Origin of the sequence: Bradyrhizobium tunisiense (assembly GCF_042263385.1) — a bacterium.
Lineage (GTDB): Bacteria > Pseudomonadota > Alphaproteobacteria > Rhizobiales > Xanthobacteraceae > Bradyrhizobium > Bradyrhizobium tunisiense.
The window spans coordinates 876,700-891,957 of sequence record NZ_JBHLEV010000003.1; the positions used below are offsets into that span (position 1 = coordinate 876,700).

The 15,258-nt window shown below is 65.4% G+C and carries 15 protein-coding genes; 9 read left to right on the top strand and 6 right to left on the bottom strand.

Translation table 11 applies throughout. From position 1 onward, the window contains the following. Positions 1–6: 6 nt before the first annotated feature. Positions 7–171, bottom strand: a complete 165-nt coding sequence (locus ACFDR6_RS17480; protein WP_212080512.1) for a hypothetical protein — start codon at positions 169–171, stop codon at positions 7–9. 2 nt (positions 172–173) lie between these two features. On the opposite strand from ACFDR6_RS17480, the gene ACFDR6_RS17485 reads away from it, so the two are divergent. Together ACFDR6_RS17485 and ACFDR6_RS17490 are read left to right on the top strand one after the other, a co-directional pair. After that, a complete protein-coding gene (locus ACFDR6_RS17485; protein WP_317242454.1) occupies positions 174–1,274 on the top strand; it encodes a S1C family serine protease in 1,101 nt (366 codons plus the stop codon). Positions 1,275–1,400: 126 nt separating this feature from the next. Next, positions 1,401–3,725 (top strand): xanthine dehydrogenase family protein molybdopterin-binding subunit, encoded by a 2,325-nt coding sequence (locus tag ACFDR6_RS17490; RefSeq protein ID WP_375858974.1) that lies wholly within the window; start codon positions 1,401–1,403, stop codon positions 3,723–3,725. 214 nt (positions 3,726–3,939) lie between these two features. Here ACFDR6_RS17490 and ACFDR6_RS17495 read toward each other — a convergent pair whose 3' ends face one another. From ACFDR6_RS17495 to ACFDR6_RS17505, 3 genes are read right to left on the bottom strand one after another with little or no spacing between them, the layout of a single operon-like run. Beyond that, positions 3,940–5,136: an acyl-CoA dehydrogenase family protein gene (locus tag ACFDR6_RS17495; protein WP_212080515.1), complete on the bottom strand. Its 1,197-nt coding sequence runs from the start codon at positions 5,134–5,136 to the stop codon at positions 3,940–3,942. Between the two features lie 15 nt (positions 5,137–5,151). Further along, positions 5,152–6,291, bottom strand: coding sequence for an acyl-CoA dehydrogenase family protein (locus ACFDR6_RS17500; RefSeq protein ID WP_375858975.1), 1,140 nt, complete (start codon positions 6,289–6,291; stop codon positions 5,152–5,154). 5 nt (positions 6,292–6,296) lie between these two features. Next, the gene (locus ACFDR6_RS17505; protein ID WP_375858976.1) at positions 6,297–7,151 is read right to left on the bottom strand and encodes an enoyl-CoA hydratase; all 855 of its coding nucleotides are present in this window, start codon (positions 7,149–7,151) and stop codon (positions 6,297–6,299) included. A 265-nt stretch (positions 7,152–7,416) separates the two neighbouring features. On the opposite strand from ACFDR6_RS17505, the gene ACFDR6_RS17510 reads away from it, so the two are divergent. The 6 genes from ACFDR6_RS17510 to ACFDR6_RS17535 all read left to right on the top strand — a co-directional run bounded on the left by ACFDR6_RS17510 (position 7,417) and on the right by ACFDR6_RS17535 (position 12,661). Then, complete coding sequence (locus tag ACFDR6_RS17510) at positions 7,417–8,025, top strand: LemA family protein (protein ID WP_375858977.1); 609 nt, start codon at positions 7,417–7,419, stop codon at positions 8,023–8,025. A 130-nt stretch (positions 8,026–8,155) separates the two neighbouring features. After that, positions 8,156–9,049, top strand: a complete 894-nt coding sequence (locus ACFDR6_RS17515) for a TPM domain-containing protein (protein WP_375858978.1) — start codon at positions 8,156–8,158, stop codon at positions 9,047–9,049. A gap of 5 nt (positions 9,050–9,054) precedes the next feature. Then, a complete protein-coding gene (locus ACFDR6_RS17520; RefSeq protein WP_317242459.1) occupies positions 9,055–9,552 on the top strand; it encodes a TPM domain-containing protein in 498 nt (165 codons plus the stop codon). 327 nt (positions 9,553–9,879) lie between these two features. Then, positions 9,880–10,851 carry a hypothetical protein gene (locus ACFDR6_RS17525; RefSeq protein WP_375859128.1) on the top strand — a complete coding sequence of 324 codons (972 nt, stop codon included), beginning with the start codon at positions 9,880–9,882 and terminating at the stop codon, positions 10,849–10,851. Between the two features lie 92 nt (positions 10,852–10,943). Continuing rightward, on the top strand, positions 10,944–12,470 hold the full coding sequence (locus ACFDR6_RS17530; protein WP_375858979.1) for a hypothetical protein: 1,527 nt from the start codon (positions 10,944–10,946) through the stop codon (positions 12,468–12,470). 26 nt (positions 12,471–12,496) lie between these two features. Continuing rightward, positions 12,497–12,661 carry a hypothetical protein gene (locus ACFDR6_RS17535; RefSeq protein ID WP_212080522.1) on the top strand — a complete coding sequence of 55 codons (165 nt, stop codon included), beginning with the start codon at positions 12,497–12,499 and terminating at the stop codon, positions 12,659–12,661. A 3-nt stretch (positions 12,662–12,664) separates the two neighbouring features. On the opposite strand, the gene ACFDR6_RS17540 is transcribed toward ACFDR6_RS17535, so the two are convergent. Then, positions 12,665–13,312, bottom strand: a complete 648-nt coding sequence (locus tag ACFDR6_RS17540) for a glutathione S-transferase family protein (RefSeq protein WP_375858980.1) — start codon at positions 13,310–13,312, stop codon at positions 12,665–12,667. Positions 13,313–13,402: 90 nt separating this feature from the next. Here ACFDR6_RS17540 and ACFDR6_RS17545 point away from each other — a divergent pair, with 90 nt between their 5' ends. Further along, positions 13,403–14,011 (top strand): TetR/AcrR family transcriptional regulator, encoded by a 609-nt coding sequence (locus ACFDR6_RS17545; protein WP_375858981.1) that lies wholly within the window; start codon positions 13,403–13,405, stop codon positions 14,009–14,011. Between the two features lie 15 nt (positions 14,012–14,026). On the opposite strand, the gene ACFDR6_RS17550 is transcribed toward ACFDR6_RS17545, so the two are convergent. Beyond that, positions 14,027–15,232 (bottom strand): CaiB/BaiF CoA transferase family protein, encoded by a 1,206-nt coding sequence (locus tag ACFDR6_RS17550; protein WP_375858982.1) that lies wholly within the window; start codon positions 15,230–15,232, stop codon positions 14,027–14,029. Positions 15,233–15,258: the final 26 nt, after the last annotated feature.

Consider the following 15,258-nt stretch of genomic DNA (forward strand, 5'->3'; position numbering starts at 1 on the left):
CGAGTGTCACGCGGCAATATGTCCCTGAATATCCTGCGGAAAGCCAAACCGGGCCCTATCTGCCTCGATCAGGAAACTTCCAGCCGTCTGCGACGTTGCTGCGTGAGCGAGGTCCGCAATCCATGCATGTGCATTCCGAACACTATTTTCAGCACGCATCGCGGTGATCATCCATGAATCGTCGCTACGCAATCGGCGCGGCAGCCTTTGCCGCCCTGCTGCTCGCCGTCACCGCCGCGAAGATCCTGCATGTCCCGATGCTACATGTCCCATGGGCGGCGTCCTCCGCGCGTGCGGTCGAGCAGCGCGGGCCGCTGTCCGATGGCGAAAAGGCGACCATCGACATCTTCGAACGCGTCTCGCCTTCGGTGGTCCAGGTTGCGGCGAAATCAGCAGCCAGTCCCCTCATGGGAGAGGAAGGCCAGGGCGGCTCTTCCGGCACGGGATTCGTCTGGGATCGCGACGGCCACCTCGTGACGAACAATCACGTCGTCGCCAATGGCGGCGAGATCGCGGTACGCTTTGCGTCGGGAGAGGTCGCCGAAGTGGACCTTGTCGGCACGGCTCCCAATTACGACCTCGCGGTGCTGCGAATCCGGAGTGTGCGCGAGCTGCCGCAGCCGGTGGCGCTCGGCAGCTCGAATGACCTGAAGGTCGGACAGTCCGCGTTTGCGATCGGCAATCCCTTCGGGCTGGATCAATCGATGACCAGCGGCATCATCAGCGCGCTCAAGCGCAGGCTTCCGACCCATGGCGGCCGCGAGATCGCCAATGTCATCCAGACCGATGCCGCGATCAATCCGGGGAATTCGGGTGGACCGCTGCTGGATTCCGCTGGCCGGTTGATCGGCGTCACGACGGCGATCATATCGCCCTCAGGTTCGAACGCCGGCATCGGTTTTGCGGTGCCGGTCGATGTCGTGAACCGGATTGTCCCCGAGCTCATCCGCAACGGCCGGGTGCCGACGCCCGGCATCGGCATCGTGGCGGCCGGCGAGGACGTTGCGACGCGGCTTGGCGTCCAGGGCGTGATCGTGGTGCGCACGGCCCCCGGCAGCCCCGCGGAGCGGGCGGGGATTCGTGGTGTCAACATGACGACCGGCGCGGTCGGAGACATCATCACTGCCGTCGAAGGCAAGCCGGTGCGGCGCCTCGCCGACCTGACCGATGCGCTGGAGCAGGCCGGTGCCGGGAAGACCGTTCGGATCACGGTCAAGCGGGGCTCGGACAGCCGCGACGTGAACGTGGGCATCATCGACATCGAGCGTTCCTGACATCCCGCAATCTGCGCCAGCAAGGGCCTTGAGGCGCATTGCAGATGTGCCGCGGCTCGGTTGTCTCATCCGTAAAATCCGCTAAAACCCCCGCGGTCGTTTTCCGGATTTCGAGGATAGAGCGGAATGAACATTCTTCCCGGCAATTTGCGTTTCGGTGCGGGGCAGCCCGTCAAGCGTTTGGAAGACCAGCGGCTGCTCACCGGGAAGGGACAGTTCATCGACGACAAGCCGCAGGACGGCGCGCTGTGGTTGCATGTGCTGCGCTCGCCGCACGCCCACGCGAAGATCGTCTCGATCGACGCCAGCGCGGCGGCCGCGATGCCCGGCGTCACCGCGATCTACACCGGTGCCGACCTCGTCAAGGACGATATCGGCACAATTCCGACGCTGAGCATCTTCAAGCGCCCCGACGGCAAGCCGATGACGGTGCCGCCGCGCCGGCTGCTGGCCTACGAGGTCGTGCGCTACGCCGGTGAAGCCGTGGCTGCCGTGGTGGCGTCGTCGCGCGTGGAGGCGCAGACCGCGGCCGAGGCGATCGTGGTCGAATATGACGTGCAGCCCGCGGTGGTCGATCCGGTGGAGGCCGTCAAGTCCGGTGCGCCCGTGGTATGGCCCGAGGCGCCGGACAACATCGTCGGCGCCATGAGCTATGGCGATGCGGCCAAGGTCGACGAGGCCTTCGGCAGGGCCGCGCACACCGTCGAGCTCGACATCGTCAGCCAGCGCCTCGTGCCGTCCGCGATGGAGCCGCGCTCGACCATTGCCGAGATCGACAAGAAGACCGGACGTCTTCTCCTGCACGTTCAGTCGCAGACCCCGGCCTCGACCCGTGACGTGCTGGCGGAGGCGGTGCTGAAGCGTCCCAAGGACAGCGTCCGCGTGCTGGTGGGCGATATCGGCGGCGGCTTCGGCCAGAAGACCAACCTCTATCCGGAAGACGGTATCGTCGCTTACGCGGCGACCAAGCTGAACAAGAAGATCCGCTGGCGCGGCGACCGCACCGACGAGTTCGTCGGCGGCACCCACGGCCGCGATCTGACCTCCACCGCTTCGTTCGCGCTGGACGAAAAGGGCAAGGTGCTGGCCTATCGCGTCAAGTCGATCGGCTGCACCGGCGCTTATTCCTCGGGCGCGGCCAACATCATTCCGCTGGTGCTCGGGCCGTTCGTGCAGACCGGCGTCTACGATCTGCCGCTGGTGCATTTCGAGGTGAAGTCGGTGATGACCCACACCGCCCCAGTCGGCGCCTATCGTGGCGCCGGCCGGCCCGAAGCCGTCTTCATCGTCGAGCGCCTGTTCGACGCTGCCGCGCGAAAGATCGGCATGGATCCGCGTGCGATCCGCAAAGCCAACTACATCAAGTCGGCGCAGCTGCCCTACACCAATGCTGCAGGCCAGGTCTACGATTCCGGCGCCTTCGCCCACATGCTCGACCGCGCCGTCAAGCTCGCGGACTGGGACGGCTTTGCCGCGCGCAAGAAGGCGGCGAAGAAGAAGGGCCTGCTCTACGGCCGCGGCCTCACTTCCTACATCGAATGGACCGGCGGTCGTGCGCACACCGAGAAGGTCAGCCTGCATGCGACCTCGCAAGGCCGCGTCGTGCTGCATTCCGGCACCATGGCGATGGGGCAGGGGCTGCAGACCACCTACACGCAGATGATCTCCGACACGCTCGGCATTCCCATGGAGAAGATCGACGTGGTTCAGGGCGACACCGATCTCGCGCAGGGCTTTGGCAGCGTCGGCTCGCGCTCGCTGTTCGTCGGCGGCACGGCCGTTGCGGTCTCGTCCAACGATCTGATCCAGAAGGCGCGCGAGAAGGCGGCGAACGTGCTGGAAACGTCGATCGAGGACATCGAATACCAGGGCGGCATGCTTACCGTGGTCGGCACCGACCGCCGTATCAGCCTGTTCGATCTCGCCGAGAAGGAAGGCGGCGCTAAATTGAGCGTCGATTCCGAGGGTGAGGTCGACGGTCCGAGCTGGCCGAACGGCACGCATATCTGCGAGGTCGAGATCGATCCCGAGACCGGCGTCTCCAAGGTCGTGCGCTACACCACGGTCGACGACGTCGGTGTCGCCGTGAACCCGATGCTGGTCACCGGCCAGATCCATGGCGGCGTCGCGCAGGGCATCGGTCAGGCGCTTTACGAAGGCGTCTCCTACGATGCCGACGGCCAGCTGCTCACCGCCAGCTACCAGGACTATTGCATCCCGCGCGCCGACGACGTCCCGCCGATCGTGGTGACGCTGGATGATTCCGCGCCCTGCCGCACCAATCCGCTCGGCGCAAAAGGCTGCGGCGAATCCGGCGCGATCGGCGGCCCTCCTTGCGTCACCAACGGCGTGATGGACGCGCTCGCCGAGCTCGGCATCAGCCAGCTGAACACGCCGCTGACGCCGCAGAAGATCTGGCAGGCGATCCGGGACGCGAAGGCGGCGGGGTAAGCGTTGCGCGTTGTTGTGCAGGCTGCTGCCTCAAACTCAACTCGTCGTCCCGGGGCGCGCGCAGCGCGAGCCCGGGACCCATAACCACAGGAAGTGGTTTGGCGCAAAGTGGTAACCCCGAGCCCCAGTAACCACATCTCCCTGTGGTTATGGATCCCCGCCTTCGGGGGATGACAGCGGAGAGTGCCGCGTCAGCTCGCATGAACTTCGTTTCTCAAATCCCCAGCATCATCTTCGCGATGATATCGCGCTGGATCTCCGAGGTGCCGCCGAAGATGGTGTAGGCGCGGCCGTTGAGATATTCCGGCACCACCGTCAGCATCTCCTCCGGCGTCGGCGGCTCGTGATTGAGCTTGTAGAGCGGGCGCATCGGCTCGACCGCGAGAGCGTCGTGGCCGATCACGTCGGCCCCTAACCGCGTCACGGCCTGGCGGATCTCGCTGTTGCGCAGCTTCAGGATCGACGATACCGCGCCGGGATTTTGTCCCGTCTGCAGCGCCGAGAGCACGCGCAGCTCCGTCATCTCGAGCGCATCGATGTCGACCTCGACCTCCGAGATGCGCGTCGCGATGTCGGGGCTGTCGATGGCACGGCCGGTCAGGTCGGATTCAGCGAGATCCGCGATCGCCTTCAAGCCTTCGCGAAGTTTCGCCGACGCAATGCCCGAGCCGCGCTCGAATTCGAGCAGGTATTTGCCGTAGGTCCAGCCCTTGCCTTCCTCGCCGACGCGGTTGGCGACGGGCACGCGGACGTCGTCGAAGAACACCTGGTTGACCTCGTGGTCGCCGCCGATGGTGAGAATGGGTCGCGTGGTGATGCCCGGGGTCTTCATGTCGATCAGGATGAAGCTGATGCCGTCCTGCTGCCGTGGCCCGTCGCTTGTGCGCACCAGCGCGAACATGCGGTTGGCATGATGCGCATGCGTGGTCCAGATCTTGGTGCCGTTGATGATGTAATCGTCGCCGTCACGCACGGCGCGCGTCTTCAGCGAGGACAGATCGGAGCCGGAGCCCGGCTCGGAATAGCCCTGGCACCAATAGTCTTCGCCGGAGAGTATCCGCGGCAAGTAGAAGTTCTTCTGCTCAGGGCTGCCGAAACCGATGATCACGGGCCCGACCATCTTCACGCCCATCACGTTGACATTGGGCACGCCGGCGCGTGCGGACTCCGTCTCGAAGATCCAGCGCTGCGCCGGCGTCCAGTCCGGCCCGCCATGCTCGACCGGCCAGCCCGGCGCGCCCCAGCCCTGCCGGTGCAGCGCACGCTGCCAGGCCATGCCGATGTCGGGGTCGGAGAACACCGACGGCGTCAGCGCGGTCGCGCGCTTCATCTCCTCGGTGAGATTCTTCGCGATGAAAGCGCGCACCTCGCTCTGGAAGGCGCGCTCCTCGGCATTGAACGTGAGGTCCATGAGGCTCTCCGGGTGTCAGGCTCTGCGGCCAAGCTCGGCGTGGCGGGCGTAGTGGTGCGCGCTGCCGCCGAACAGCGTATCGAAGGCGACGAGCCGCTTGAAATAGGCGCCGACCTCGAGCTCCTCGGTGACGCCCATGCCGCCATGGAGCTGGATCGACTGCTCGCCGACGAAGCGGGCGCATCTGCCGATCTTCGCCTTCGCGCCGGAAGCGGCCCGCGCGCGCTCGACCGGCGGGCTATCGGCTTTCAGCGCGGCCCGAAGCGCCATCGACCGCGACTCGTCGACCTGCATCGCCATGTCGGCGAGGCGGTGGCGGATCACCTGGTTGGCCGAGAGCGGCCGGCCGAACTGCTTGCGGATCTTGGTGTATTCGAGCGTGGTGTCGAGCAGCGTCTGCATGATGCCGACGGCTTCCGCAGCCAGCGCGGCCATGGCGCCATCGACGGCCCATTCGATCGCGGGCAGCGCATCATGGCCGTCGCCGAGCAGGGCGTCCTCGGGCAGATGCACGTCGGAGAGCTCGATGTTGCAGGCGCGTCCACCGCCCAGACGCGCATAGTCGGAGATGGCGAGGCCATCTGCCGTCGCCGGCACCACGAACAGGCCGATCCGCCCCGAAGGGCCGTGATGATCATGGATGAGGGCGGAGACGATGATCTCATCGGCGGCATGCCCGTCGAGTACGGCGATCTTGCTGCCTGACAGGCGCCAGCTCTGCGCGGTCTTGGTGGCGCTGGTGGCGACCTTGGCGAGGTCGAACCGTGCGGCGCGCTCGGAATGTGCAAACGCAAGCTTCAGTGATCCGTCGGCGACCTTGGGCAGGCTCGCCTGCTTCTGCTCATTGGTGCCGCATCTGGCGATCAGTGCGGCTCCCAGCACCACGGTCGCGACGTAGGGCTCCGACACCAGTCCGCGCCCGAAGGCCTCCATCAGGATGCCGATCTCGACCGCGCCGCCGCCGAGCCCGTCGAATTCTTCGGGCAGCGGCAGCGCCAGCCAGCCGAGCTCGGCGAATTGTTTCCACACCGAAGGGCTGAAGCCGAGCGGATCGTTCGCCATCCTGCGGCGGTGATCGGCATCGTAGCTTCCGGCCACGAAGCGCTCCGCGCTCTCGCGCAGCAGCCTTTGCTCGTCGCTGAGATTGAGGTCCATGTTGTCTACTCCGCCACCGCCGGCGGCTTGCGCACGGAGGGATGAAGGCCCGAGGGATCGACGATCATGCCGAACTCCTGAAGATTGTGCGCGTGGCAGAGCTGATGCAGCGCAAAGGCCTGGTCGATCGCGGCGGGCTGGCCCATCACGTCGACCGAGCGGTTCACGGCTTCCTTGGTCATCTTCAGCGCGAAGGACGGCTTTGCCGCGATCCTGCGGGCCAGCTCCAACACACGAGACGACAGCTCCGCGCGCGGTACGATTTGATTGACCATCCCGAGCTGGTGCGCTTCCTGCGCGCTCCAATTGTCGGCCGTGAACAGGAACTCCTTGGCCTTGCGCGGCCCGAGCTCCCAGGGATGCACGAACCATTCGACCCCGCAGACGCCCATGGTGACGACAGGGTCGCAGAACTGCGCGTCGTCGCTGGCGATGATGAGATCGCAGGCCCAGGCCAGCATCAGCCCGCCGGCGATGCATTTGCCGTGGACCTCGGCGATCGTGGGCTTGGCGAGGTTGCGCCAGCGCCGCGTGATCTGGAGATAAATCTCCTGTTCGCGGGCGAAGCGGCCATGGGCATTAGGCTCGGCAAAACCGCCCCAATTTCCGATGGGTGGAAAATCGACGCCGGCGGTATTCTTGCCGCCGGGACGCAGATCATGGCCCGAGGAGAAGTGCGGGCCATTGCCGGCGAGAATGATCACCTTGACCGAATCGTCCTGCACCGCCGCGTCGAAGGCGGCATTGAGGTCGTAGGTCATTTGCAGGTTCTGCGCGTTGCGCGCCTCAGGCCGATTCATCACGACCCGGACGATTGCCGGGTCCGGCCGTTCCACGAGGATGGTCTCGAACGAGCTCATCGCGTTTTCCCTGGCGCTTCCGCTTATGTTTTGCCGGAGTTGACTATGTCGGCCTGCGATAGGCAAGAGGCTTGCGTCAGCCGGCTGGACGCGCTCATCCATGCCGTCATTCCGGGACGCGAACCGAACCCGGAAATCCCGACATTCTCAGGTGCGCGCAATTGCGCACCATAGTTCGCTTCGTGCCCCGGAATGATGGAACAAATCTCGACACTCCGCGTGTCCGATCTGGTAGTTTGCGGCAGATTCCACCGGGAGAAATTTAATGCGCAAGATCCTGACCGTGCTGGCGGCGCTGGCCTCGCTGAGCCTCACCAATTGCGGCTACAACGCGATCCAGAGCGAGGACGAGCAGATCAAGGCCAACTGGTCCGAGGTCGTGAACCAGTATCAGCGCCGCGCCGACCTCGTGCCCAACCTCGTCAATTCGGTGAAGGGTTTTGCGCAACAGGAGAAGGACGTGCTCCTCGGGGTCACCAATGCGCGCGCCAAGGTCGGCAGCATCCAGGCGACGCCGGAGGTGCTGAACGATCCCGCCGCGTTCCAGAAATTCCAGGCGGCCCAGGGCGAACTCTCCAGCGCGCTGTCACGGCTGCTGGTCGTCACCGAGAACTACCCGCAGCTCAAGTCGGACGCCCTGTTCAAGGACCTGATGTCGCAGCTCGAGGGCACCGAGAACCGCATCACGGTGGCGCGCAACCGCTACATCAAGGCGGTACAGGATTATAACGTCACCATCCGCTCCTTCCCGAGCAACCTCACTGCGATGATGTTCGGCTACAAGGAGAAGCCGAACTTCTCGGTCGCGAACGAGAAGGAGATCTCGACCGCGCCGAAAGTGGACTTCAACCCGGCACCGGCGCCGTCGAAGTAAGCGTTCGTCCCGGATGCACGCCCCACCCACCGCCGTCATTCCCCGCGAAGGCGGGGAATCCAGTACGCCGCGGCTTCTCCGTATTTCGCTGGCGTCGCTGGAATACTGGATCGCCCGGTCAAGCCGGGCGATGACAGCGAACTTGTGGCGTGCGGTAGTTGCCGTCGCATTCCTGCTCGCCCTCGCTTTCCCAGCCTCCGCCGACGTCGCCGTGCCCCCGCTCACGGGCCGCGTGGTCGATCAGACCGGCACGCTCTCCAGCAGCGACGTCGCCTCGCTCACGCAAAAGCTGCGCGACTTCGAGGCGCGCAAGGGCAGCCAGATCGCCGTCCTGATCGTGCCGACCACGCAGCCGGAGACGATCGAGCAGTTCTCGATCCGCGTCGCGGAGGCCTGGAAGATCGGCCGCAAGAAGGTCGACGACGGCGCGATCCTCGTCGTCGCCAAGAACGACCGGCATTTGCGCATCGAGGTCGGCTACGGCCTCGAGGGCGCGCTGACCGATGTCACCTCGCGGCGGATCATCGACGAGGACATCACCCCCAAGTTCAGAAGCGGTGACTTCGCCGCAGGCATCGGCGCGGGCGTCGATCGCATGATGCGGGTGGTTGATGGTGAGCCGCTGCCGTCCCCCTCGCGCAGCGTCAACTTCTCTCACAATCTGGACGACATCGCGCCGGTGCTTGCCGTGTCGCTGTTTGCCTCGATTGGCGTCGGCGGGTTCTTCCGGGCCATGCTGGGACGGCTGCTCGGATCACTGGTGACGGGGGGCATCATCGCCGCGATCACCTGGCTCATTCTCGGCTCCGCCGCGCTTGCCGCGGCCGTCGGAGTGCTCGGTTTCATCATCGGATTTGTCGCTGATCTGTTTTCGGCGATCACGCCGGGCACCGGCCGCTCGCGCGGCGGCTCGTGGTCGAGCGGTTCATCGGGCGGCTGGAGCAGCGGATCGTCGAGCGACAGCGGCAGCTTCAGCGGCGGCGGCGGCAGTTTTGGCGGCGGCGGCGCCTCGGGGAGCTGGTAGCGGTCATGAGCATCAAGCGCATTGCCAGGCATCTCCTGCAGCATCATTGGCGGGCGAAGCAGATTTTTCCGCAAGCCGTGCTGGAACGCGTCGGGCAGGCGATCAAGCGGGGCGAGGCCACCCATTCGGGCCAGGTCCGCTTCGTGGTCGAAGGCGCACTCGACGGCGCGCCGCTCTTCCGCAACCAGCCGGCGCGCGAGCGCGCGATCGACGTGTTCTCGCAGCTGCGCATCTGGGACACCGCGCACAACAACGGCGTCCTCATCTATCTCCTGCTTGCCGATCGCGACGTCGAGATCGTCGCCGACCGCGGCATCCACGCCATGGTCGGTGCCGAAGGTTGGGAAAGCATCTGCCGCGCCATGGAGGCCGAGTTCGCTGCCGGCCAGTTCGAACGCGGCGTCATCGCCGGCATCGAAGCAGTGTCGCGCGAGCTGGCGCGGCATTTCCCGCCGGGCGCGTCGCATCCGAACGAGCTGCCGGATGCGCCGGTCGTGATGTGACGGAGCGCACGTCGCGCGCTCCGTCATTGCGAGGAGCTCTTGCGACGAAGCAATCCAGAGTATTTCCGCGGAGGGACTCTGGATTGCTTCGCTGCGCTCGCAATGACGGTGAGGGAGCGTCATTGCGTCTCATTCCGCGGCCGTTCATCTTGTCCCGGTTACAAATTGTTTCACGCCCGCCACACCGGTTCCATCTTCCCGGCTCAATTCAGCCCCTGATGACTTCCTAAAATTTCGGTAAGCGGGTCCGCAAGTAAGGATTTCGCAAGCAATGAAAGTTACCAAAAGGTCAACCCCGACTGGAGTATTTGAGCCGTGAGCGAACCAATGCCCGAGCAGGCTGCCCAGAACACCGGCGTCGTCGAAGCCGCAGCGACCGCGCCGCAGGCTGTCGAGGCTGCCGGGATCGATGCCCCCTCGATCGCGCCCGACCACGAGGCTCCGCCCAAACCCGACCCGGTGAAGGTCGAGCCGCCGAAGATCGAAGCCAGGGTTGAGCCCAAGGTTGAGCCCAAGGTCGAAACCCAGCCCGAGACCAAGCCCGGCAAGCTCATCGTCATGGCGCCCTCGGGGCGTAGCTGGGACCGCGAGGATTTTGCCCCGCATGTGAAGGCGGACGAGCCGCGCGAGACCGGCGGCAAGCGGCGCTTGTCGGCGATGGCCGCGGTGGTGGTGATTGCCGCTTGCGTCGGCGCGATCAGCGGCGCGCTTGCGACCGCCAGCATGATGCGTTTCGCCGCCCCGGCCCAGGCGCCGGTCCAGGTCGTCGACGCGAGCGCGCTGGATGCTTCGGTCGCGCGGATCGATGCCGATCTCGTCGCGCTGAAGGCCAATGTCGAGCAAAGCTCGAAAACCGGCGTCAGCCAGTTCAATCGCGCCAACGACCGCCTCGACAAGCTTGAGAAGGCGCAGGCCGAGCCGCTGGCGAAGATCGCAAAACTGTCCGAGACCGTCGACAAGCTCCGTGCCACGCCGGCTGCCGCCCCGGCGCAGGCTGCGGCCGCCGCACCCGCCAAGGAGACCACCGGCTCGATCGCGCCAACCCAGGTTGCGACCGCCGCCGCCGCACCGGCCCCGGTGCCGGCCGCGCCCAAGACCGAGGTCGGTCGCCTTCCGACGATCGAAGGCTGGAGGCTGCGCAATGCCGGCAATGGCGGCGCGTTAATCGAGGGCCGCGACGGCCTCTACGAGGTCTATCCCGGCGATCCCATCCCCGGCGTTGGCCGCGTCGACGCGATCCGCCGCCAGGACGGCCGCTGGGTGGTCGTCACCAGCAAGGGCCTGATCGTCGGGCGCTGAGCGTTCGACATTCGTCGCCAAAGAGGCGCTTCACCGCGATGTGAAGCGCCTTTTCGCTTGAATAGGTGTCCTCGCGCGGTGTTACCTGAGGCATGAGCCGCGCGCTGCGAATTCTCGTTGCTGCCGCCGTGTTGTTTGGCGGCGCCGGCTCGCTGTCGGCAGCGGAGATCGCGCCGCTGACGCGCGGCACGGCCATCACCGATCCGGAGTTGCTGCGCAGGCTCGACGAGGGCGACGCGCTCACGATCCCGCGCCTGTTGTCGCCGGAACGGGAGGCGGGCCGTCCGCTGACGACCGACCTGCTGTTTTCGGAGCTGCCGCAGCTCAAGGATATTCCGCCGGCAATCGATGCGGAGCTCGACCGCTACATCATCAGGCGGAAGGCGGAATATCCCACCGAGACCGTCGGCGTCGGCGAAGGCTTTGACGTGCAACTGTTCGACCGGACCGTGCTGACATCTCCCAACACGCGTTTCGTGCTCGCCGGCATCGTCAACCGGATGGATCGCGCCTATGTCGCCGAAGAGTCCTGCGGCGAGATCCGGCTGATCTACCGGCTCGTGCGTTTCGACGGCGGCAAGACCGCGACGCGCCTGCCGATGACGTTCAATCTGGTGATGAAGGCGAGGGATGCGCGCCAGACGGCTACGAACGGCAAACCGGTCAGTTGTGCCGAGATCGCCCGACGCTGGCTCGACAATGGCGATTGGCAGGAGCTGATCCGCGGCCGAGACGACGCCAGGCTCGATAGCATCGAGACCAACATCCAGCTCTCGGTCGCCGCGAAGTCGGCGCTGCACGATTTCCGCTCCGACTATCTGCTCAAGGTGTTCAAGTACGATGCGGCGACGAAACGCTTCGTCGAAACGGTGCTGGAGAACCAGATCGACCGCGACCGCATCCTCTCCGACGATGCGCTTCGGCGCGACTTCAAGGCCTGGCTGCTCGCACCCGGGAATTTGCGCGAATTCGATCGCGGCACGGTGCTGATCCCGGAAAAATTCCTCGCCAAGGCTGCGGTGGTGCCCACACCCGCCGGTCTCGATGCCTCGGCGCTGCAGCCGGAGTTCGGCATGGTGCAAGGAGAAGGGAAAGGCGAGGGCCGGGACGACCCGGTCTTCACCGAAAACGATGTGGTTGGCGCGCTCAAGCAGGCGGCCGCGCGCGGGGAGATGCAGAACATCCGTTCGATCGCAGGGTTCCAGCGCCGTCTCAACGACGTCACCTGCTCAGGCTGCCACCAGACCCGCGGCGTCGGCGGCTTCCATTTCCCCGGTGTCGACTGGCTCGCGAACACGCCGTCGAATTCCACCATCGTGCCCGCCTCGCCGCATTTTGTCGGTGACCAGCTCCGCCGGCGCGACATCCTGGCCGCATTCGCCGCGGGCAAACGCCCTGATTTCTCACGCGGATTTGCCAGCCGGCCGCAGACCCGCGGCAGCCGGGAGCTCGCCGGGAGCGAGTATCAGGACGGCTGGGGCGCGCATTGTTCCCTCCAGGATGCGGGATCGGGAACGCGAGATGCGAGTTTTACGTCATGGAGCTGTGCTAACGGTCTCACTTGTCAGGCTGCCGCGGCCTCACGCCGCATCGGCATGTGCTTCATCAAGACGCGTTAGGCCTAACCAAGCGATTTGGATGGTTCATGACGGATACAGGCAACGCCAACAAGGCGCGCAATCGCGAGATCGCGCGCAATGAGGAAGCCAAGCAGGTCACCGGCAGCGCCCGCGTCAGCATCTGGGCGATCGCGATGGCCGTCATCGTCGGCGGAGTCTTGTTTACGCTCGGCTGGCTGTCGATGAGGTAGCCCTCACGTCGCGTAGTTCGTCATCCGCTTCCCCGGCAGCAGTTCATAGGCCGGCTTCCAGCCGGGCAGTGCGGCCATGCGCCCCAGCCACGTGTGGATGGCGGGATGGCTCGCCGCAAAGTCAAAGCCGTGCTCGTCGCTGGGATAATGCAGATAGGCCATCATCGAGATGTCCGCGACCGTCGGCTTCGCACCGATCGCGAAGGCGTTGTGCTGGAGATGTCCGTCGAGAATGCCGAGGAAATCCTCGAGCCGGCGGCGGAAATGCTTCAGAACCTGCGGATCGTTTGTCTCTGTGAAGGCGCGCATGAAGCGATAGGTCGCCATGTAGCCCGTGAGCTTGTGGTTATCCCAGAACAGCCAGCGCAGCAGCTCGAATTTCTCGTCCTCTGTTTCGGCGCCGAAGCGGCCGTATTGCTCGGCGAGCTTGAGCAGGAGGGGCGCGGTCTGCGTCATCTTCACGCCGTCGACCTCGAGCACGGGAATCTCGCCCATGGGATTCACGGCCTTGCGCCACCCCGCCGTGCGCGTGACCCCGCCGGCAAAGTCGGTCCAGACCGGCTCGAACCTCTCGCCGCAGAGCGTCAGCATCAGCGCCAGCTTGTAGCTGTTGCCGGATTCGGGGAAGTAGTGCAGGCGGTAGCTGGGCATTGAACGCTCCTTGCCTTCGGGGGCCTGGATCACGATAATACATATGATCCGCATAACAGAACATTTGTTCTGTCGCGGGTCAAGAGCTGGATGCTGGGCCGGATGAGCAGGGATTCAAAAACAGAGTCGGGCGAGCGCGAGCGGCCGTTGATGCAGGCAACGCTGCGCATCATCGGGCGACATGGGCTCGACGGCGTGACCCACCGCGCGGTCGCGGCCGAGGCCGGGGTTTCGCTCGGTGCGGTCACGCATCATTTCGGAACCCGTGATGCGCTGGTTGAGGCGGCTCTGCAGTTCGCTCTGGCGCGCGAAGTCGGCAGGCTGCGTGCGTTGGCTCTCAGCCTTCAGGACAAGGCGTTCGAGGTGGAGGCCTGGATCGACGCGCTGGTCGATTTCTACGTCCGCGAACTCGGCACGGAAGCCGAGACGCATATCGCCTGCTATGAGGCCTTCCTGGCCTCCGCGAGGCAAGAGCACTATCGGCCCGTGGTCGCCGAGTGGTTTGACACGTGGCGGCAGAGTGCGGAGCTTGCGCTGAAAGCTGCGAAGTCACCAAACCCACGCCGCCACGCCGAGTTGTTCGTCTCGGTGCTGATTGGCTTGCTCTTTCGCCAACTCGCCACGCCCAGAGCCGGCTTCCGCCGTGAGGCGAAGGCGGAGCTGTTGGAGCTGGTGCGCGGCTTGATCGCGCGGAAGTAACGCCGGCCCGCCGGCCTACCCCACCGCCCCTGATCCCCGCAGCTGCTTGATCGCCGCCTCGTCGTATCCCGCCCCGCGCAGAATCTCGTCACTGTGCTCGCCGACGGCGGGCGGCTTGCGCGGCTGGACCTTCTTGGCGCCGTCGATCCAGATCGGGCTGTTGATGGTGAGCATGGTGTCGTTCTCGAACGGCACCAGCACCTCGTTGTCCAGCATCTGCTTGTCGTTCGGGATGTCGTCGAGAATGGCGACGACGCCGAATACGAGGCCGCTGCCGTCGAGGATCTTGCGCCACTCGGCGAGATCTTTGGTGGCGAAGGTGTCGTCCAGGATCTTGATCAGCTCCACCGAGCGGGCGTGGCGATCCGCCTTGGTGGCGAAGCGAGAATCATTGATCAGGTCCTCGCGCCCGAGGCACTTGGCCAGCGTCGGAAACTGCTTCTCCTCGCTCAGCAGCGACAGGATCAGCCAGCGGCCGTCCTTGCACTGGTAGTGGTTGGCGACTGCGTTGAGCGCGCGCTCGCGCGGACGCCGCTCGCCGAACTTGGCGCCGCAGAGCTTTGCCTGCGCCAGCACGCTCGCCGCCCACACCCCGTTCGCCATCAGGTTGGAGGCGACATGCGAACCCTTGCCCGTCTTCTCGCGCTGATAGAGCGCGGTGACGATGGCACCGTAGAACGCCATCGCGCAGGGATGATCGCCCATGCCCGCGACCGAGCGGGCCGGGGTCGTGTCGGTGTCGGCGCGCACGAGGTCCATCAGGCCCGAGCGCGCCCAATAGGCGTTGCTGTCGAAGCCGGGCTTGTTGGCCTCTTCGCCCTTCTCGCCATAGCCGGTGAAGGAGGCGTAGATCAGCCGGTCGTTGAGATGGGCGAGGTGGTCATAAGTGATGCCGAGCTTGGCGCGCACAGGCGGCGGCATGTTGGTGATGAAGACGTCGGCCTCTTCGACCAGCTTGTAGAGCACGGCCTGCGCGTCCGGCTTTGAGAGATCGAGCGCGATGCTCTTCTTGTTGCGGGCTTCCAGCAGCCAGGCGAAATTGTGCTCGCCTGAGGGATAGCCCGGCAGGTTCGGCAGGTTGCGATAGGGATCCCCAGTGCCAGGCGGCTCGATCTTGATCACATCGGCGCCGAAATCCGACAGCACGGTCGCGGCCGCGGGCGCTGCGATGAAGCTCGCGCAGTCCAGAACTTTCAGGCCTGAAAAGATGCCTTTTTCCATCGCGGCGTCGCTCCCTCGCTCTTGTC